General features: G+C 47.1%; 18 protein-coding genes and 2 pseudogenes. 16 read left to right on the top strand and 4 right to left on the bottom strand.

Annotated features, from left to right (window positions below; genetic code table 11):
* Positions 1-13: 13 nt before the first annotated feature.
* From DXA97_RS14870 to DXA97_RS14845, 6 genes and pseudogenes are all read left to right on the top strand, one after another.
* Positions 14-715, top strand: a complete 702-nt coding sequence (locus DXA97_RS14870) for a DUF4366 domain-containing protein (protein ID WP_170158610.1) — start codon at positions 14-16, stop codon at positions 713-715.
* A pseudogene (locus tag DXA97_RS14865) lies at positions 712-2,805 on the top strand (DNA topoisomerase 3). Before DXA97_RS14870 ends, DXA97_RS14865 begins: the two are co-directional and overlap by 4 nt.
* 202 nt (positions 2,806-3,007) lie before the next feature.
* Positions 3,008-6,717: pseudogene (locus tag DXA97_RS14860) on the top strand (YodL domain-containing protein).
* Positions 6,718-6,720: 3 nt separating this feature from the next.
* Positions 6,721-7,674: a hypothetical protein gene (locus DXA97_RS14855; RefSeq protein ID WP_118660509.1), complete on the top strand. Its 954-nt coding sequence runs from the start codon at positions 6,721-6,723 to the stop codon at positions 7,672-7,674.
* 2 nt (positions 7,675-7,676) lie between these two features.
* The gene (locus DXA97_RS14850) at positions 7,677-7,883 is read left to right on the top strand and encodes a transposon-transfer assisting family protein (RefSeq protein ID WP_118660511.1); all 207 of its coding nucleotides are present in this window, start codon (positions 7,677-7,679) and stop codon (positions 7,881-7,883) included.
* On the top strand, positions 7,880-8,245 hold the full coding sequence (locus DXA97_RS14845) for a cysteine-rich VLP domain-containing protein (protein WP_118660513.1): 366 nt from the start codon (positions 7,880-7,882) through the stop codon (positions 8,243-8,245). The genes DXA97_RS14850 and DXA97_RS14845 overlap by 4 nt, the downstream gene beginning before the upstream one ends.
* A 182-nt stretch (positions 8,246-8,427) precedes the next feature.
* Here DXA97_RS14845 and DXA97_RS14840 read toward each other — a convergent pair whose 3' ends face one another.
* The 3 genes from DXA97_RS14840 to DXA97_RS14830 all read right to left on the bottom strand — a co-directional run bounded on the left by DXA97_RS14840 (position 8,428) and on the right by DXA97_RS14830 (position 10,687).
* Positions 8,428-9,777, bottom strand: coding sequence for a relaxase/mobilization nuclease domain-containing protein (locus DXA97_RS14840; protein ID WP_118660515.1), 1,350 nt, complete (start codon positions 9,775-9,777; stop codon positions 8,428-8,430).
* On the bottom strand, positions 9,738-10,067 hold the full coding sequence (mobC, locus tag DXA97_RS14835; RefSeq protein WP_118660517.1) for a plasmid mobilization relaxosome protein MobC: 330 nt from the start codon (positions 10,065-10,067) through the stop codon (positions 9,738-9,740). Before mobC ends, DXA97_RS14840 begins: the two co-directional genes overlap by 40 nt.
* 266 nt (positions 10,068-10,333) lie before the next feature.
* On the bottom strand, positions 10,334-10,687 hold the full coding sequence (locus tag DXA97_RS14830) for a helix-turn-helix transcriptional regulator (protein WP_118660535.1): 354 nt from the start codon (positions 10,685-10,687) through the stop codon (positions 10,334-10,336).
* Between the two features lie 225 nt (positions 10,688-10,912).
* Between DXA97_RS14830 and DXA97_RS14825 the strand changes: the two genes are divergently transcribed.
* The 10 genes from DXA97_RS14825 to DXA97_RS14780 all read left to right on the top strand — a co-directional run bounded on the left by DXA97_RS14825 (position 10,913) and on the right by DXA97_RS14780 (position 17,880).
* A complete protein-coding gene (locus tag DXA97_RS14825) occupies positions 10,913-11,197 on the top strand; it encodes an autorepressor SdpR family transcription factor (RefSeq protein WP_243107696.1) in 285 nt (94 codons plus the stop codon).
* Positions 11,181-11,777, top strand: a complete 597-nt coding sequence (locus DXA97_RS14820; RefSeq protein ID WP_118660521.1) for an SdpI family protein — start codon at positions 11,181-11,183, stop codon at positions 11,775-11,777. The genes DXA97_RS14825 and DXA97_RS14820 overlap by 17 nt, the downstream gene beginning before the upstream one ends.
* Before the next feature lie 18 nt (positions 11,778-11,795).
* Entirely contained in the window at positions 11,796-12,104 is a 309-nt protein-coding gene (locus DXA97_RS14815; RefSeq protein ID WP_118660523.1) for a DUF1648 domain-containing protein, read from the top strand.
* A 72-nt stretch (positions 12,105-12,176) separates the two neighbouring features.
* On the top strand, positions 12,177-12,911 hold the full coding sequence (locus DXA97_RS14810; RefSeq protein ID WP_118660525.1) for an ABC transporter ATP-binding protein: 735 nt from the start codon (positions 12,177-12,179) through the stop codon (positions 12,909-12,911).
* Positions 12,880-14,490: a hypothetical protein gene (locus DXA97_RS14805; RefSeq protein WP_118660527.1), complete on the top strand. Its 1,611-nt coding sequence runs from the start codon at positions 12,880-12,882 to the stop codon at positions 14,488-14,490. Before DXA97_RS14810 ends, DXA97_RS14805 begins: the two co-directional genes overlap by 32 nt.
* A 38-nt stretch (positions 14,491-14,528) precedes the next feature.
* Positions 14,529-14,717, top strand: a complete 189-nt coding sequence (locus tag DXA97_RS14800) for a cysteine-rich KTR domain-containing protein (RefSeq protein ID WP_118660529.1) — start codon at positions 14,529-14,531, stop codon at positions 14,715-14,717.
* A gap of 517 nt (positions 14,718-15,234) precedes the next feature.
* On the top strand, positions 15,235-15,675 hold the full coding sequence (locus DXA97_RS14795) for an RNA polymerase sigma factor (protein ID WP_118592104.1): 441 nt from the start codon (positions 15,235-15,237) through the stop codon (positions 15,673-15,675).
* Complete coding sequence (locus tag DXA97_RS14790) at positions 15,656-15,907, top strand: helix-turn-helix domain-containing protein (RefSeq protein ID WP_118660531.1); 252 nt, start codon at positions 15,656-15,658, stop codon at positions 15,905-15,907. Before DXA97_RS14795 ends, DXA97_RS14790 begins: the two co-directional genes overlap by 20 nt.
* 428 nt (positions 15,908-16,335) lie before the next feature.
* The gene (locus tag DXA97_RS14785) at positions 16,336-16,572 is read left to right on the top strand and encodes a helix-turn-helix domain-containing protein (RefSeq protein WP_118660533.1); all 237 of its coding nucleotides are present in this window, start codon (positions 16,336-16,338) and stop codon (positions 16,570-16,572) included.
* A gap of 3 nt (positions 16,573-16,575) precedes the next feature.
* Positions 16,576-17,880: a tyrosine-type recombinase/integrase gene (locus DXA97_RS14780; protein WP_118720944.1), complete on the top strand. Its 1,305-nt coding sequence runs from the start codon at positions 16,576-16,578 to the stop codon at positions 17,878-17,880.
* Positions 17,881-18,071: 191 nt separating this feature from the next.
* Here DXA97_RS14780 and DXA97_RS14775 read toward each other — a convergent pair whose 3' ends face one another.
* Positions 18,072-18,713: a DNA methyltransferase gene (locus DXA97_RS14775; protein WP_347561641.1), complete on the bottom strand. Its 642-nt coding sequence runs from the start codon at positions 18,711-18,713 to the stop codon at positions 18,072-18,074.
* Positions 18,714-18,837: the final 124 nt, after the last annotated feature.

Genomic DNA, 18,837 nt, shown 5'->3' with positions numbered 1-18,837 from the left:
GAGGACAATGCAGATGAAGAATAAAATCCTTGCAAGCATTACCGCACTTTGCGCCGCCCTTGTCCTTGTGGGCGGCTTTTCCGTTACTGCCTACGCGCAGACCCCGACAGAGGAAACCGACGACAGCGGCGTAATCGTGGAAACCGAACCGCAGCCCCTTACCCCGGAGGGCAACATGACCCTTGTGGACGACATCGACGGGGACGCTGCCGAGGATAAGCAGTTTATCGTCGTGAAAAGCAAAGGCGGCAACTATTTTTACATTATCGTTGACCGGGCAGCCGAGGGCGAAAATTCCGTCCACTTCCTAAATCAAGTAGACGAAAGCGACCTTATGGCGATTATCGGGGAGGAACAGACCGAGCAGCCCCCGGCTGTCTGCAACTGTACCGAGAAATGCAAGGCGGGCGAAGTAAACACCGCCTGCCCCGTCTGCTCCGCAGCCATGAATAACTGCACAGGCAAGGAAGCCGAGCCGGAAGCACCCGCAGAGCCGGAGAAACCCAAAAACAGCATGGGCGGGCTTCTCATTTTCCTTGTTGTGGGACTTCTTGGCGGCGGCGCAGCCCTCTACTACGTTAAGTTTATGAAACCGAAGCAGAGCGTAAAAGGCGGCACCGACCTTGACGAATTTGATTTTGACGAATACGACGAGGACGAGCCGGAGGAAGAAGCTGACAGCGCAGATACCGAACAGGAGGACGAGGAAGCATGAAACTTGTGATTTGTGAGAAGCCCAGCGTCGGGGCGGCGGTTGCCGCCGCCCTTGGCGTTACGGGCAGAAAAGACGGATATATCGAGGGAAACGGCTACCTCATTTCTTGGTGTATCGGGCATTTGGTACAGCTTTCCGAAGCTGCCGCCTATGGGGAACAGTACAAGAAATGGAGCTATGACAGCTTACCCATTCTGCCGCAGGAATGGCAGTACACCGTAGCTGCCGACAAGGGAAAACAATTCAAAATCTTAAAAGACCTCATGCACCGCGCCGACGTTTCGGAAGTCGTGAACGCCTGCGACGCAGGACGCGAGGGCGAGTTGATTTTCCGATTTGTCTATCATCAAGCGGGCTGCAAGAAGCCCTTTACCCGTCTTTGGATTTCCTCAATGGAAAACGAAGCAATCCGAAGTGGCTTTGACAATCTGAAGGACGGGCGGGAATACGACGCCTCTACCATTCCGCACTATGCAGGGCAAAGGCTGACTGGCTTATCGGCATTAACGCGACCCGCCTTTTCTCCTGCCTGTATGGAAAGACCTTGAACGTGGGGCGTGTGCAGACCCCGACCCTCAAAATGCTTGTAGACCGGGACGCTGCGATTACAGGCTTTCAGAAAGAAACCTACTACCATGTGCGCCTTACTCTCCCCGGCGCAGAAGCGGCAAGCGCGAAGATCTGTGCCGCTGATGAAGCGGGCAAACTGAAAGCAGCCTGCGAAGCGTCGGCGGCTGTCTGTACTTCCCTTGTGAAAGAAAAGAAAACCATTGCCCCGCCGAAGCTCTTTGACCTTACCAGTTTACAGCGGGAAGCAAACCGTATTTACGGGTACACCGCGAAGCAGACCCTTGACCTGGCGCAAGCTCTATGAAAAGAAGCTCTTGACCTATCCGAGAACGGACAGCGCATTTCTGACCGACGACATGGGAGAAACAGCGACGGGCATTATCAAGGTGCTTTGTGAGAAACTTTCCTTTATGGAGGGCGCGGATTTTTCGCCGGAGATTGCAAAGGTGCTGAACAGTAAAAAGGTATCAGACCACCACGCAATCATTCCCACTATGGAGCTTGCAAAGGCTGACCTTACCGCGCTGCCGGAAAGCGAGCGCAATATCCTGACCCTTGCCGGGGCGCGTCTGCTTATGGCAACCGCAGAGCCGCACGTTTACGAAGCGGTAACGGCGGTTTTCTCCTGCGCCGACCATGAATTTACGGCAAAGGGAAAGGCGGTAATCGCTGCCGGGTGGAAAGAGATTGAACGGCTTTACCGGGCGACCCTCAAAAAGAAGCCGGACAGCGACGACGAAAACGAGCTTGTGTTAGATGTGCCGGACTTTTCCGAGGGGCAGACCTTTGAAAATCCGGCGGCAAAAGTGACAGAGCATGCCACCACGCCCCCGAAGCCCCACAATGAAGCAAGTCTTTTGTCGGCTATGGAACGCGCCGGGAATGAGGACACCGACCCGGACGCAGAACGCCGGGGGCTTGGTACGCCTGCCACCCGCGCCGCCGTCATTGAAAAGTTAGTCAAAGGCGGCTTTGTGGAGCGCAAGGGCAAGCAGCTATTTCCCACCAAAGACGGCACAAACCTTGTCTGCGTCCTGCCGGATAGTCTGACCTCTCCGCAGCTTACGGCTGCATGGGAAAACAATCTGACGCAGATTGCAAAGGGCAACGCCGACCCTGCCGCTTTCATGCAGGGAATTGAAGCAATGGCACAGGGGCTTGTAAAAACCTACGCTTCCGTGTTGGGTGAGAAACAAGAGCTTTTCAAGACAGAAAAAACAGAGATTGGGAAGTGTCCCCGCTGCAAGTCCCCGGTCTATGAGGGAAAGAAAAACTACTACTGTTCCAACAAAGAGTGCGGCTTTACCATGTGGAAAAATGACCGCTTCTTTGAGGAACGTAAAACCGTCTTTACCCGGTCGATTGCCGCAGCACTCTTAAAATCCGGCAAGGTAAAAGTCAAAAAGCTGTACTCTCCGAAAACAGGCAAAACCTATGACGGAACGGTACTTTTAGCTGATACGGGCGGCAAGTATGTGAATTACAAAGTAACCATTTCAAAGGACAAAGAACTTGAATAGCAAGCATAGGAAGCGGGTACCCACTTCCGTAAAATCCCTGCCACTCTAACCGAGCTTGGCGGGGATTTTGCTTGTTGGGAAGTTTCCCAAACCCTCTAAAAATCCTCAAAAATCTTTGGCAGAAATGCGGGCGCACCGTAGTAGGACTATGTAACCACAAACGCAGCGTCCGCGCTGCCATACGCGAAAGGAGGTTTTACACATGGCAAGTTTGCGCGACAGCGTAAAGGACTATCAAGAGGAACTTAGGGACGGTATTGCATGGGTAGCATTTTGGAAAGAGGGACGTTCATGGAACGCCGAGCTGTTTCATCTTGAAGTGGACGGTACTTTAGAACCGTTTGACAGGAGCCGGTTAGAGGAAATCAAGGCGGCTGACCCCGCCGCCGTTATTCTAAACGGCTACTACTGCGGGCATTTAGGCGAGAATATGAGCCTTGACGAGCTGACCGCCGGAGTGCGCCACCACTACAAAAACGGCACAAATGACGTTGCCGGATTTATCGAAGCCCACGACGACAGACTTCCCCCGGAGCTTATCGAGGAAGCAAAAGCCGCCGCCCATGCAGCGGGGCTTCCCTTTTCCGAAAAGCCCTACCGGGACGGGGAAGATTTTGACCCTTATGTATTTGACGGGAGCATGAGTATTGAGGACTACGAGCTTATGCACCGCATGATTGAAAAAGAAAGGAGCGAGCAAATGGACGAATGGAAAACAGGTTATTCCTCATACGACCATGACAGACTGGAAGCCGCCGACAAGATGAAGATTGAGCGCGGTATCTATTTTGACACGAAAGGCGCGGATATTTCCCCGCTGACCGCCTTACCTCTTGCCGAGCTTGTGAAGCTGCGGGAGGAAAGCGCGGCTGCGGAGCAGACTGTTTTTGAAAATCTGAAAGTACAGGCTTCCGCATGGGAGGAACAGGCAGGAAAGACCCTGCTATTTGACAAGGCGATTGAGTATGCGAGAATACCCGAAGTGAAGCATACGGCGAACAAGTGGCAGGACGAGGACAACGACCGCCACACCATCAGCAACCGGGTATATAAAATGAGCTACCATGTGTATGAAAATACCCGCTACGACAAGGCAGCACAGAAATCTATCCCGTATTCCTATACGCTGTCTTGGAACATCTACACCAACAGCCCCCACGGGTACGGACAGGCGAAAATCGCCGGACAGGACAGAAAGGTATTTGCTGACCGGGCGGCTATGGAAAAATATCTGAATGGGCGTATCAAGGCGTATGAAAAACTTTTTACGGAAATCTCCCCGGCTATCCCGCCGGAATACGCGGAACAGTTTAAGGTAAACGGGCAGCTCTTACCGGGCTATACCGTAGAGGGCGAGGAAATCAAGCAGCCCGCTGCCGACATTCCCGCCGCTGCACCGAGAACCGAACCGGGACAGGATACGGAACAGTTTGCAATCCTTATTGACAGCCGCACCCGTTTTGAAACGGGAGAACCGGGCGGCTGCTGGTTATCCATGCCCGCCACAAAGGAAGAACTTCACGAAGCCATGCAAAGCGTCGGCATTACCGCAGACAATCCGCAGGAATTTTTCATTCACGGCTACTCTGACCGGGAGGACAGACACATTGCCCTGCCGTATGACATGGTATGCGCGGCACAGGTGGACGAGCTGAATTTCCTTGCGGCACGACTGGAAACCCTTGACGCTTCCGGGATTACCGCGCTGAACGCCGCCACGCAGCGCAGGAATGGTTTTGAGAATATCGGGCAGCTCATTGACTTTACCTATAACGAGGACTTTTTCGTGCATATCCCCGAAGTACATAATCTCCGCGAATTGGGCGATTATTACCTTAACAAATCCGGCATGGTGCAAATGCCCGCTGAATGGAAAAACAGCATTGACCTTATCGCCTTTGGACGAAACGCCGCCGCACAGGAAAAAGGCAGCTTTACGGAATACGGCTACCTTGTGGAAAGCGGCGACGCATGGGAGCAGCACTTTGAGGGGCGCGATGTGCCGGAGGACTACCGCATTATGAGCTACCCGCAGCCAACCGTCGAACTGGACGCAGCCCCGGCAGTACAGGCGACTGTTCCCGAAGCAACGCCGCAGGAGCCGCGCCCGGTTATCCCCATTGTCTTAACTTCCGAGAAGCCCGCCGAAAAGCTCAAAGAGATAACCGACCGCTTGGAGCAAGGCATTACGGAACTGTTCGACAGCGAGCGTTACAAGGAATATCTGCGCGTCATGTCAAAGTTTCATAATTACAGCTTTAACAATACGCTGCTGATCGCCATGCAAAAGCCCGACGCTTCCCTTATCGCCGGATTTTCCGCATGGAAAAATAACTTTGGACGAAACGTGATGAAAGGACAAAAGGGTATCAAAATCCTTGCCCCGTCGCCGTTCAAGATTAAAAAAGAAATGGAGAAAATCGACCCGCAGACACAGAAAGCCATTATCGGCAAAGACGGAAAGCCCGTAACCGAGGAAAAGGAAATCACAATCCCCGCCTTTAAGGTGGTATCGGTCTTTGACGTATCGCAGACCGAGGGCAGGGAAATCCCCGATATTGCCGTAAATATGCTGACCGGGGACGTGGAGCATTACAAGGAGGTTTTCGCTGCCCTTGAAAAGACTTCTCCTGTTCCTGTTGGCTTTGAAAAAATCGAGGGCGGCGCACATGGTTACTACCACTTGGAGGACAAGCGTATTGCCCTTGATGAGGGCATGAGCGAGCTGCAAACCTTAAAGACACTTATCCATGAAATCGCCCATGCGAAGCTGCACGACATTGACCTAAACGCCCCTTTAGAGGACTTGGAGAACAGACCCGACCGCCGCACCCGTGAGGTACAGGCAGAAAGTATCGCCTATACCGTGTGCCAGCATTACGGGCTTGATACCTCTGATTATTCCTTTGGGTATGTTGCCGGGTGGAGTGCCGGACGGGAGCTTACCGAACTGAAAAGCTCTCTTGAAACAATCCGCAGCACCGCAGCGGAAATCATCAACAGCATTGATGAACATATCGCAGAACTGCAAAAGGAACAGGTGCAGGACGCGCCGAGGGAGAAAGCCGCCATGCCGGAGTACATTTACAAGATTGAAGCCAACCCCCGCACAACGGGCGACAACGACCGCTTTTTCTTGCAAGCCTATCTCCCGCAGGAAAACGGCAGGGCAAAAATCGGGGACGTGCTGTATATCGGCAGCCTTGCAAAATGCCGGGAACTCATGGGCGGCTGAACGCCGGAGAGCTGACGCAGGGAGAAGTAAAGGAGCTATATGCAAAGGCGCAGGAAGCCGAAGCCGACAAAGACACCTTTTCCATTTATCAGCTAAAGCAAGGGGACGAAACGCGGGACTTCCGCTTTGAGCCTTACAACCGCCTGCAGGCGGCGGGAAATGTGGTTGATAAGGCAAACTATGAGCTTGTCTATTCCGCAGAGCTTACGCCGGGTACTTCCCTTGAAGATATTTACACCCGTTTCAATATCGAACACCCGAAAGATTTTAAGGGACACAGCCTTTCCGTTTCCGACGTGGTAGTGCTTCATCAGAACGGACAGGACGCGGCGCATTATGTAGATAGTTTCGGCTACAAGGAAGTGCCGGAGTTTTTGCAGGAGCAGACACAACAGCCGGAAAAGATAAACCCGCTAAAGCACGTCGAGGACACAATCGAGCAGAACGACAACAACTTTGACGGTATCATCAACAACACCCCTACGGTTGACGAACTGGAAGCAAAGGTAAAAGCCGGGGAACAGATTTCCCTTGTTGACCTTGCAGAAGCGATTAAGGCAGACAAAGAACGCGGCAAAGAAAAGCCCTCTATCCGGGCGCAGCTTAAAGCTGACAAGGAACGGACGGGGAAAAAGAAGAACACAAAGCAGAAGTCACAGGACTTGGAAAGGAGCTGACCCATGCCGAAACAGAATAAATTTGAAAATGTGGACGTACTTGCTTCTCTCCATGCGATATTAAAGCAGAATACAGGATTTTATCAGAGCGATTTTGACATTGACAGGGAGATTATCGCAAGGGCGGCGGCAAATGCGAGTAAAGAGGACAAGACCCTCTTATGGTTTTGCCGACCGTCCGGGACGCATTGCTTTCGGGAGCGCGACGTATTCCTAAAGGACACCGCGCCCCATAACACCTGGCGTTTCTACATGGAGCAGACAAGCGACCGTATTCTTGCCTATGCAATCGAGCTGACAGACAGGGAGCATGGAAAAATCAAGGGCAATCTGTATGAGCTTGACTATTCCCGCCATTATGAGCGCGTCAAGGAAAAGGGGCTGCCCGCCGATACGGTCAAGCTGATTTATGAGCGCGGGGAGCAGACGATACCCGCCGGACAGTATTTCAACGGAAGTCCAGACCCGCAGCTTGGGAAGTTTGAACGCTTTGAAGCCCTACCCAACGACCCGGACGCGCTTAAATGGCTCTTACGGGAGGAACACCGCAACAGGGAGCAGCTTCTACCGGGAGATTTTAAGGCACATATCGCCACGCTGCATGACGGACTGATTGAAACGGAAGCGCGGCGCATTGTGCGGGAAATGAAGCGGAATGACACACCGAACAGCCCGAACAAGACCCATTTCATGGTGGAGCTTTCCCCGGCGTTCATGCAGCTTGCGAACACAAAGGACATTGACCGCCTTTTCTCCATGCTGCCCTACAAGACCCTTTCCTTTTCCAAAATCGAGGGCAGACATGGGACGTATGCGCTGATTGACAAAGGAGAGAACCGGGACAAAGAGATTAAAAAGCCACGCCCCTCTGTCCGGGCGCAGCTAAAAGCAGATAAGACAAAGACAGCCCCTAAAAAGACGACGACAAAAGCAAAAAATCACGATTTGGAGGTATGAGCATGAATAGATTGACTGTTGAGGAAACAAACCTTTTAAGCATTTACCACGAGGGAAGCAAAGCGCAGCTTGTAGAGAACATGACCGCCGCGCTGCCTTTCATGGACGAGGATATGCGAGAGCTTGCAAAGCGCACCCTTTCCAAAGTGGAAGCCATGACCGAAGCGGAGTTTGCGGGGCTTCCCATTTACGCCGCTGATGAAGTATGACTGGGATTAAGCGGCTGACGCCGCCCCAAAGCCGGAAAGTCAATACCCTTGTACGCCGGGAGTGCTGCAACTGCGATAACGGCAACTGTATCTTACTGGACGACGGGGACACTTGCGTATGCCCGCAGCTCATTTCCTATTCGCTGCTCTGCAAGTGGTTTCGGATTGCCGTACTTCCCGCCGACAAGCTCCTGTATGCAGAACTCAATCAGACCGAGGACAGAAAGAAATGTACCGAGTGCGGCACGTTCTTTGTATCTACTTCAAACAGCGTCAAATACTGCCCGGATTGCCGGAAGCGGATTACCCGCAGACAGGCAGCCGAGCGCATGAGGAAAAGACGCGCTCTTGTTACGCAGTAGGGGCGAAAAAAGCCTTGTTTTATGCGGCTCTGACAGCCGTTTTGAAGGGCGGTAATATCTTAATACCTATTCCCTTAAAATCGCGGTTCTACTGCGTAACAAAAAATAATTTGCACCCATAGAGAAAACGGGCGCGGTGGCCAACATACCGGCTGCCGCGTCCGTTCTTTTTTTGTGTTCATTTATCCGCGCTCTGTTCCCTTTGTCCGTTCTGGCTGACGTTCCACTTTCAAAATACTGTCGATATTCTTCTTGATAACGTCGTATTCCTTGACCTGCTTTTTCAGCTTCCCATAGTCGGCATACAGGGCTTCTTTCTGCTCTTGAAGTGCTGCGTACTCTGCTTGCAGGGCGGCAAGACTTGGTAGCTTGGTTATCCCCGCCGCCTTAATTGCCTTTGCCGCTGCTTCATAGAGAATAATATCGCTCTCATGGGCTGCCCGGTATTTGTCTTTATCCTTTACCTTGCGGTATGAAGCATAGGCGGGCTTTGTCTTTTGATAGGTAGTGATATTCTTAATAAGCAGCGTCATATCGGTAAGCCGCTTTTCAACCTCTTTCAAGCTGTCCGCTGCCTGTTCGCTTGCTTTGGTAACTTCCGTGATTTTCGCGGTCAATTCTGCGTGCTGTTCAATCTTATGTTCTGTCAAGAAATTCATGGTTTTCGCTGCCTGTTTCAGATTATGGATTTTTGCCCATTGCTCATAGCCCCGGCTTTCCTGCGCCTTGATACTGTTCTGAATATCAATGAGCAGACTAACGCCGCCACGATCTGCGCGGGGAGCTTTCGCAGCGCGGGCGCGTTTGCCGCTTATCCGTTCTCTGATAGCTTCCTCTGTATAATCTGCGCCGAGAGTTTTAAGGCGGGTAAACCGTTCCTGTCCGGGAGCGCGGCAGGAAATATATTTCCCCGGTTTTACCTCATAGCCCGTCGCTTCTAACCGTGATAGCAATTCCTCAAAACTTGACACTTGGGGAATGAGAGCGTCCACGGCAATTTTCAGCTTGCCTTTCCAACTGGTACCTGTTTTCTCTGCCTGGTACTCTGCATAGCTTTTTCCCTTGCTGCCCCGGTTCGGAAGGACAACTGATAAGCCATGTTCCCGGCACAGCTTATCGCTCATGTTCCGTATACCGTAATAGCTGCGCTTGTTGGAATTGTACTTGTGGTGGTCTACGAAATTGACCGCGCAAAAAATAATGTGGTTATGGATATGCCCCTTGTCAATGTGAGTAGTCAAAACATATTCGTGCTGACCTTTGGTTACTGCGTCGGCAAGCTGCCGCCCGATTTCATGGGCTTCTCTGTAATCGACTTCTCCCGGCTCAAAGGCTTGTATCAAATGGTGGGCGAGGTTGTTGCCCTTATCCAACGCCTGCGACAAAGTAAATGTAAATTCAATGTCTGCCGTTTCATAGGAGCAGCCAAAGGAGGACACAAGCATTTTTTCATCGGTCTTTGCCGGATTTTGGATATAGTCAAGGGCTTTGTTTAGCGTTCCCTTAATAGGCTTAATCTTTGTAACCGCCATATTTCCGCAAGCACCCCCTTTATTTCTTCTATGTCCTCTTGGTAGACGCTGCCCGTACTGTTCACGCGCTTTGCAATCTGATTGACGTTGACGCCGATTTTCTGTATCTCCGCTGTCATTGCCTTTATGTCGATATGGTCTACCTGTATGATATAGCCGTCAATGGCAATCTTGCGAAGATACGCCGCCATGTTCCGGGTGGGAACGAGCTTCATTTTTTCAAGAATTAAATCTCGTTCCGCTTCTGTTACTCTGAACTTGATTTGCACCGTTCTTTTTCTTCCGTCCATGTGTAAATGCTCCTTTCCATTCCGAGGGTTTGGGACACTTCCCAACAAGCAATTTTGCCGACGCTGCCGCAGCGCAGGACGGGCAAAATACGGAAGTGGGTACCCGCTTCCTATGCTTGCTATTCAAGTTTTTTATCTCTTCTGTCCTTATTTCCCACTACGGAGAAAAAGCTATTTTGCCGAACTTATCCAAAAGAAAAACGCTGCAATCTCAAAAAAAGATTACAACGCTTCCTAAAATCCATATTCAATTTTGCCGGACATTTTCATTTGTCCTCTTTTTCAACTTCCTTAATTTCTTTCGCCGTTGCGGTTACAATCCGTATTCCCTTATCGCTCATGGTATCAAGCAACGTGTCAAGCTGCCGACGCTGCGTATTTTTCGTATCCGGCTTCTCTAAAAGGAACTGGTCTACGGATATATCGTAACGGAGCATAAGCTCAAAAAAGATTTGCAGACTTGGGTGTTGCCCGTTATTCTCAATGTTCGCAAGGTAGCGAGGGGAAATAAACATTTCGTCGCTTACTTTCTTGCGGCTCTCCTTTCTTGCTGTCCGCGCTGCTTTTATTGCTTGCCCGAAAGCCTTGAAGTCATATTTTTCTACTGGTCTTTTTGCCATATTCATTCACCCAGTTACATTTTACTGTTCCCCTTTCTCGTTGGATATGTCTATATACTTCCTACTATGCACTAAAATAATTCATTATTTTGGTTTCACTGTTCGCTTTTAGCGATTTCATTTAGAAAATCTTCAAAATGATATTGATTTTTAGCACGCCCGTGATATAATGTGATTGTCATTTAGAAATAAATCAAAATGAGAAGAACCAAAGGTGATAATACCGTGAGCTTACCAAATGTATTCAAAGCACTTAGCGATCCCGTTCGACGGGAAATATTACTAAAACTAAAACAAAAACGAAAGATGTCTGCCGGAGAGATTGCCGCAGAATTTGATTTATCAAATGCCACTATTTCATATCATCTTTCTACTCTAAAAAAGGCTGATTTAATTTTTGAAACACGTTATCAGAAATACATTTATTACGAGATAAACATTTCTGTATTTGAAGACGCCGTTATGTGGCTTATGCAGTTTCAGGAGGATAAGAATGAACCAGAAAAATAAGCGTACTTTAATCATCTCAACCATAGCATGTATTATTTTATCTTTTACAACATTGATAATCTCAAAGCTAAAGAATAGCAATGCTGACATGTATATCCTACTTTATGTAATTGCCATTCTGCTTAATATAGTCTTGAACTTTGGACTAAGTATTAAGGTTGCTTCGACCAACGGGGCTAAAAGTCTGATATTTTTAGGCAAATGGATTATGCCGATTACGGGTGTGGTATATTTAATTCCCCAGTTTTATTCTTTGCTATTTCCAGAGCAGGATATAACGGAAGCATTTATCTATGTGTTTGTTGGCATAATGTTCATTATCAGCGGAAATTACTTTCCTAAAAATCATATAAATCCTTATGTTGGATTGAAATTCCCGTGGCTGTTCAATGATGAAGAAAGTTGGTATAAAACACACAAATTGGGAAGTTATACATGGCTTCTTTCTGGATTAGTCTTTATCCTACATCCATTGCACAAATTTTACTTTGTGACCGTTCCGCTAATTATTCTATTAGTTGGCGTTGTTCCATTGGCCTATTCACTCTTTCTTTATTTCAGAAGAAAGAAGAACACTTAATTTAAGGAGGATATACTTATGAAATCTGTAAAGAAACATATCATTATCAGTACCGTACTATGTGCATTGACATTGGCAGTCCTTATCGCCTTTTCTGGCAAACTGCCAGAGTCTGTTCCAGTGCACTTTGATTCTGCCGGAAATGCGAACTCTTTTTGGCCTCGTAATGTCGTAGTCTTTGGTGTTCCCGCATTTTGTGTCCTGCTCAATCTGATTGTTGATGCAGTTCTTAGCCAGCATGAAAATAAAAAGACATACATGTTTTATATCATGCCAGTGGTGGCGTTTGCTGTGACAGGTATTATGATTTATTTAGGTATGAAATGAGAATTGATAGCGGAACGGTTTATTTTTTTAACTTTCATTTCGATTTTTTTCTAAATGAGAATGGAGGACACTATGTTAGAAATCAGAAACTTATCCAAAAGCTATGGTGAAAAGAAAGCCGTATGTAATCTAAATTTAATAGTTGAGGACGGCGACATAATGGGCTTCATTGGGAAAAATGGAGCTGGTAAGACAACTACCTTAAAATCTTGTTTAGGTATAGTTGGTATTGACAAGGGTGAAATCCTATTAGACGGTGTTTCAATACTCAAAGAACCAATAGTTTGCAAAAAGAAAATGGCATATGTACCAGACAATCCACAACTTGACGAGTATATGACAGGAATACAGTACCTTAATTTTATTGCTGACATTTATGCCGTTCCATCTCAAAATCGCAAGTACATTATCGAAAAGTTAGCTTCGACATTTCAAATGGAACCGCATTTGAACAGTTTAATCTCCTCTTACTCACATGGAATGAAACAAAAACTTGCGCTGATTGCTGCATTTTCACATGCACCGAAACTCTTGATTTTGGATGAACCGTTCGTTGGCTTAGACCCCGAAGCATTTATAATCTTAAAAGAGCAAATGAAAGAATTATGTGCGGACGGAAGCTCCGTTCTATTTTCAAGTCATATTCTCGATGTGGTAGAGAAGGTATGCAATAAAGTAGCGGTCATTAAACAAGGGCATTTACTATATTCCGGCCCGACAGTAGAAATCACCGGAACAAAGGGGTTGGAAGAAGTTTTTATGGAGATGAATAGCGATGAAAATTTTATTACTTCTATTGAAAAATAATTTGATACAGTTGTGCCGGCTTAACCAACTGCGCTATGCAGATAACCAGAAGCGTAGAAACACTATTTATCTCTACATTTTTGTTGGAACTATCCTGATAGGTGGGCTTGTATATTTAAGTTATTCTTTGAACATTGTTTTCTCTTTATCATGGACACTGGACGAAATAATCATAAATCTTATTCTTCCAGTGATCCTAATCTGCATGATACTCAATGTTTTTATCAGTATCTTTTGGGGAAGTGGACTACTCCTTAGTGATACGAACATAGATAACCTGCTTGCGTTTCCTGTTCCTTTAATGGTGTTAATAATCTCAAAGTTAAGCATTTTATATTTAGTTCAAGCCGTCCTTGATATGACGCTATTGTTTCCTATGGCAGTATTATTCGGCTTAACTGCCGATATGAAAATTTCATATTATCCAGTCATGGCAGGGGTTGTTTTGCTATTTCCTATCATTCCCGGTCTTTTGGGAACGATTGTTGGAACAAAAGTTCATCATATATTGAAAAGCTCATCTGCTCTCGTTACACGATTAAAAACAATCGGAGCTGTATTGATTTTATTTGCATTTATGACATTCATGTTTTGCAAATTTCCTGATATAGTTGCGGGAGATACGGGTTTTAACTTTTCAATTTCAGCTATTTCTATTCCTGGAAGCAGATATGTACACTTAATTCTTTGTTGTGATTATTTATCATTAGGATTATATACTGGAATTGTGCTTATCATAGGTAGTTCGTTACTATTTGGTTTAAGCAGAATATATCAAAATTGGTACTGTAACATCATTCATCATACAAAATACCAAAATACTAATCGGAATAAACAATCTTTTAAGCAAAACAGTCTTATGACCGCGCTTGTAAAAAGAGAACGAGTACGCTATTTTTCGTTGCCTGTATATTTAACAAATACTGCTTGTGGTTTTTTGTTTGCTGCTATATTTGTAGTGTTAATTGTTTTTATGACAGACAAAATTAGCCTGTATGCTTATCAATTAGCCGAATACTTGAAAGTTGCCCCTGCGGAATATGATGTGTTTTATATTTTTGTATTTACTGTTTTAGTAACATTATCCAGCACGACTTATCCCAGTATTTCCATTGAGGGAAAACAAATTGAAATATTGAAATCTTTGCCGATAACCGCAAAATACATTATCAAATCAAAGATACTGTTACATCTTTCTGTATCGGGGCCTATTATATTAGTTTTGAATACAGTAATGGCTTTTTACTTGCATTGGTCTTTGGAAAAAGTCATGTTAGGATATGCTATGCCATTTCTATATTCTTTATTTATTGGCATAATAGGATGTTTAATAAACATATTTTTCCCCAACTTTGAATGGGAAAATATTACACATATTATCAAGCAAAGTCTACCTGCAATATTAAGCGCACTGATTGGAACACTCTCAACCTGTGGAACATGCTATTTGCTTCTGAAATACTTCTCAAACTCATTGCTGTTGGGTGGGTATATTGTGTGCGGCATTATTCTACTGTTAATAAGTATTTTGGTACTTTGTCTAAATAGGCGAGGAGAACACCTTTATCAAGCGTTATAGAGGTACTCTTTTTGTTATTATGTTCGTGAGGTATAAAAATGATAAAATGTGAGTGGATATTTTGCCCAGTGTGCGGCAATAAAACAAGATTAAAAATTCGAGATGATACTGTGCTTAAAAATTTCCCTTTATATTGCCCAAAGTGTAAACAAGAAAATCTTATTAGCGTCCACAAATTGAATATTACTGTTATCAAAGAGCCAGACGCACAGACGCAGAGCCGATAATCCGCAAAACATAAATTTGCGGTTATCGGCTCTTTCTTTGATAGCAAATAGTAATCTGCCGGACGACGGCAAAAGAAAAAAAGCCGTCGTGCAGCAGCCATATTTTCACGCGCTTATTTTATCTCGGCGGCTTTGATTTTTCAGAGCCGCCGTTTCTTTTCGTCAATCTATCCCAAACTTGCGACGACCCGGACACCATGAACTGACACGGCGGTATTTTAGGAGGTTGCCGCCGTGTCTACTTTGGTATTCCATAATACCCATGAGCTTCATCAATTAAAAAAAGCATAGCTCCACCTCCGGGCAAGTCTACCCATGAGTATGAACTGTCAAATCATCTGAATACTGCTTACATTTCCTTTGCGTCCGTCTGCGCCTTGCAGACGGGCGCATTTTGTGTTTTTCAAAACTTTTTTGAAAAACTTTTCTATTCCGTTTGGCAAATCTGCGGCACGTCCGTGGAAGGCAGCCGAAAGGGGATAAATAACCCGCCCCCGGGACGAAAGGGGGTGAGAACATGGATTATCCTAATCGGTTGGAATGGCAGACAAGATGTGAGTTTAATGCGTACTGCAAACACACGCTACGCAACGAACTGATTGACGCCTGCCGGGAAAGCAAAAGTCGGCGAAAGCACGAAGTCAACTTTTCAGACCTTGCCCCGCATGAGGAAAAGCAGCTTTATACCGTTGACAGATATTTTGTCAATGAGGACGAGGACGCTTTTTGTGCAGGCGGTTTGAAGATTACGGCGAAGTTGCTTGCCGAAGCAATGCACTCCCTGCCGGAAGAAAAACGGCAAGCCGTTTTACTGTATTACTTTTTCAGCATGACCGACGCTGAAATCGCGGAGCTTATGAAAGTACCCCGCAGCACAGTACAGTATAGACGGACAAGCTCTTTTGAACTGCTAAAACGATATTTGGAGGAACGCGCTGATGAATGGAACGAATTGTAATGACAATGAGCGCGGCTTATTACCCTACCCGGTCATTTTAGCCGCGACAAAGGGCGACCCCGACGCCATGAAAATTGTAATGCAGCACTACCAAAGCTACATAGCCCACCTGTCTATGCGGAAAATCCGTGACGAGAACGGCAATACCTATTACGGCATAGACGAGGACTTGCGCGAACGGCTGCAAGCAAAGCTCATGCGGGCTGTCCTATCCTTTAAGACAGAGAAATAAACGCAAAGTGTTCCTCCCCTTTCCTCTTTGTATATTTCTGTCTTTTGTACCTTGAAAAAGAAAGCGACGCAAGATAACGGCGGCGCAGCATAGGGCAAATCAGATACGTTCCTTTTGCGTCGAGCCATGCGGCGGGTGCGCCATGACGCATTCCCGGCGGGATTTCCCCGCTCCGGATTGCCGAGCGATCAACACCGACTCCGGAAAACAGGCACAGCAGCTTGTCGGCGACGAAGCGCAAAATACATAATGATACTCCCTTATCGCCATAGTCCGAGCGTTCAAAGCGTCGCAGGCAATGGGTAGGGCTGCGCGAGAACCGCGCAGGGGTGCAATTCCCGTGAGGTTGAGAAGCGAATCGACCGTCTGATGAAACCCACTTTTCGTAAACAAACCTTTTGCCATTTTTACGAAAGGGGGTAATCTCTATGGCAAAAAAAGAAACTACAAGCTATGCCGCCCCTTTGCTGCCTATGCTGAAAACAGTAGAGCAAATGAGCAAGGTTAGCGGCATTGGCGAAAACAAGCTGCGCGAGCTTATGGATAGTGGCGAGCTTGAATATATCCAAAATGGAAACCGCCGCTTGATTGCCGACGCTGCTATTTGGGATTGGTACCACAGAGCAAAGAAAGCGGCAAAGCCCCCGGCAACGCAAGGGGGTTAAGCTATGGCAATCAGAACAAGACAAGCGAAAAACAAACGCGACAGTAACGGCGTACTGACCGGGCGACCGGGTACGGTTTACGACGTTGATATAAAGTACACCGCCCCCGACGGGGCGAAAAAATCCTATACCAAACGAGGATTTGCGACCAAACGCGAAGCGGCGCAGCATGAAGCGGAAATGAAAACGAAACTCCAAAATCCGGGGCAGATCGCTTCCATTACTTCACAGCGCAAGCAGACCGTCGCCGCCTATCTCAATGATTGGGTGGAAAGCTATGCAAGAGTAAACTTGCGCCCCTCTACCTACGACGGGTACAAAAAGACCATTGCAAACTATATCAATCCATACATTGGCGGCGTTGCCCTTAATCAGCTTACCCCGGCTATGGTAGACAAGATGTTTCAGCAGATTATTGACAAGGGCTTGAAACCGTCCACCGCAGCCGGGGCAAAGCGCGTGTTGAGCGTGGCGTTGAGCCATGCCCGGAAATATCGCTATATTGAAACAAACGCTGCAAAGGACACCCTTACGAAGTTTGGAAAAGGCGATAAGACACCCGACCCCTACACGCCGGAACAAGTCAAGCTGCTCATGCAGCGGGTGGAGGGGACAGTTTGGGAAATGCCCGTTATTCTTGGCGGGCTTTATGGTATGCGCCGTTCTGAAATCTTGGGGCTGCGTTGGCGCAACGTGGATTTAGAAAACAATACCTTTGACGTTACCGAGCAGCTACCCTTTAAGGTGCCGCCGAAAACAAAAGTCATTGAAGAAATGGCACCGCCAAAATCCAACGGCAGGAAGCTACCGATTACCGAGCTTGCCCGTCCGTTCTTCCTCAAACAGTTTGCTATGCAGGAAGTGCAAAAGGAACAGGCAGCAAAGGAGGGAAAGCCCTACTACGACAATGACCTTGTTGTGGCAAAGCCGGACGGTGCGCCTATCAATGCGTCTTGGGTATCGTCGCAGTTTGGTAAACTTCTTGAAGATTTGGAAATGCCGCATATCCGTTTTCACGATTTGCGCCATACAGCAGCTACGAATATGCACCAACTGACAGGCGACTTCTATACCGTGGGCGAAGTCTTGGGACATACGCTTGCGGGTATCGGCGCGTCGCTTGGCTTATCCATGAACTTTGAAGCAGTAACCGCCCGATATGTTGATGTGCGCCTGGAGCGAAAAAAGGAGGTGTTGGACACCTACCACGGCGCAGTAGAAAAAGCAGCCCCGGCACAGGCAAAGGAAGCAGGCGCAAAAACAGAAAAAGGAACGACAAAGAAAAAACACAAGGAAATGGAGCTTTGACCGACTTATCTTTTTACCGCTTCTTATAGCCTTTTATATCACCCCGTCGAGTTAGGGCGGCAAAAAAGCGTCAAACGGCATTTTTTGACCGCTGACGCAGGAACGCGAAAAGCCGCAAAAACATAGTGTTTATGCGGCTTTTCAGCGTTTTACCTATCAAATTTTATTGTGTGGAACGGCAGAAAATTCTACTATTTTTTATACCAACAACAAACATAATCCAAGTTACCAGCATTTTTCCAACCTGGGAAAACGAGTGCTATATCGTCCTTCTGGACTTTATTCATCATCCGTGCACCTACAAACGGCGGGTTACCCATAATATAATTGACGCTCATTTTCGGCACAACATCTTCCCAGTTAATCTGCAAAGCATTACTCTCGATGATAGATGCATTAGTTTTTAAAGGCAAGAAATCAAGTTGCATCAATACGATTGCTTCTGTTTCTTTCATCATCTGGCTCTCCGCAATCCAGAGCGCTGTCTTAGCAACAGTAACGGCGAAATCGTTAATCTCAATGCCATAAAACTGAGCAATGGATACCTGAATTGGATTTGCTTCTTCAAATCCGAAGCGAATCTGGCCCTTCTGCAACTCAGCCAATACCTTATTTTCAAGCCTACGAATGCTAATATATGTTTCCGTAAGGAAGTTACCACTGCCACATGCTGGATCTGTTGCCGTGTCTAATTTGATACAACATAACGGAGCGGAATATCTACCCCTTAACGATGCACCCGCACAGGTGCATTTTTGCACACCCCTCATAACGATGCCGTATGCACCGTTACGGAGTAAGGTATTCGGTTTTATCGCTGCCTGTGCGTACACTGTGTTCTCCTCGTAAGTCGAGTAGACTAAGACCTCTCAATCTTAGCCCCTCACAGATCCGTACGTGCGGCTTTCCCGCATACGGCTCCTCATAGTAACATTCACTTTAATATAAGCAATAGTA

Source organism: Clostridium sp. OF09-36 (assembly GCF_003481985.1).
Lineage (GTDB): Bacteria > Bacillota > Clostridia > Lachnospirales > Lachnospiraceae > Brotaphodocola.
This window is presented reverse-complemented; position numbering and strand designations above follow the sequence as displayed.

Excerpts from the sequence above, each read along its gene's own strand:
- DXA97_RS14850 (WP_118660511.1), top strand. The coding sequence starts at position 7,677 with ATGAATAGATTGACTGTTGAGGAAACAAACCTTTTAAGCATTTACCAC.
- DXA97_RS14845 (WP_118660513.1), top strand. The coding sequence starts at position 7,880 with ATGACTGGGATTAAGCGGCTGACGCCGCCCCAAAGCCGGAAAGTCAAT.
- DXA97_RS14830 (WP_118660535.1), bottom strand. The coding sequence starts at position 10,687 with ATGGCAAAAAGACCAGTAGAAAAATATGACTTCAAGGCTTTCGGGCAA.
- DXA97_RS14855 (WP_118660509.1), top strand. The coding sequence starts at position 6,721 with ATGCCGAAACAGAATAAATTTGAAAATGTGGACGTACTTGCTTCTCTC.
- DXA97_RS14795 (WP_118592104.1), top strand. The coding sequence starts at position 15,235 with ATGGATTATCCTAATCGGTTGGAATGGCAGACAAGATGTGAGTTTAAT.
- DXA97_RS14805 (WP_118660527.1), top strand. The coding sequence starts at position 12,880 with ATGAAAATTTTATTACTTCTATTGAAAAATAATTTGATACAGTTGTGC.
- DXA97_RS14800 (WP_118660529.1), top strand. The coding sequence starts at position 14,529 with ATGATAAAATGTGAGTGGATATTTTGCCCAGTGTGCGGCAATAAAACA.
- DXA97_RS14785 (WP_118660533.1), top strand. The coding sequence starts at position 16,336 with ATGGCAAAAAAAGAAACTACAAGCTATGCCGCCCCTTTGCTGCCTATG.
- DXA97_RS14820 (WP_118660521.1), top strand. The coding sequence starts at position 11,181 with ATGAACCAGAAAAATAAGCGTACTTTAATCATCTCAACCATAGCATGT.
- DXA97_RS14790 (WP_118660531.1), top strand. The coding sequence starts at position 15,656 with ATGAATGGAACGAATTGTAATGACAATGAGCGCGGCTTATTACCCTAC.
- DXA97_RS14815 (WP_118660523.1), top strand. The coding sequence starts at position 11,796 with ATGAAATCTGTAAAGAAACATATCATTATCAGTACCGTACTATGTGCA.
- DXA97_RS14780 (WP_118720944.1), top strand. The coding sequence starts at position 16,576 with ATGGCAATCAGAACAAGACAAGCGAAAAACAAACGCGACAGTAACGGC.
- mobC (WP_118660517.1), bottom strand. The coding sequence starts at position 10,067 with ATGGACGGAAGAAAAAGAACGGTGCAAATCAAGTTCAGAGTAACAGAA.
- DXA97_RS14870 (WP_170158610.1), top strand. The coding sequence starts at position 14 with ATGAAGAATAAAATCCTTGCAAGCATTACCGCACTTTGCGCCGCCCTT.
- DXA97_RS14840 (WP_118660515.1), bottom strand. The coding sequence starts at position 9,777 with ATGGCGGTTACAAAGATTAAGCCTATTAAGGGAACGCTAAACAAAGCC.
- DXA97_RS14810 (WP_118660525.1), top strand. The coding sequence starts at position 12,177 with ATGTTAGAAATCAGAAACTTATCCAAAAGCTATGGTGAAAAGAAAGCC.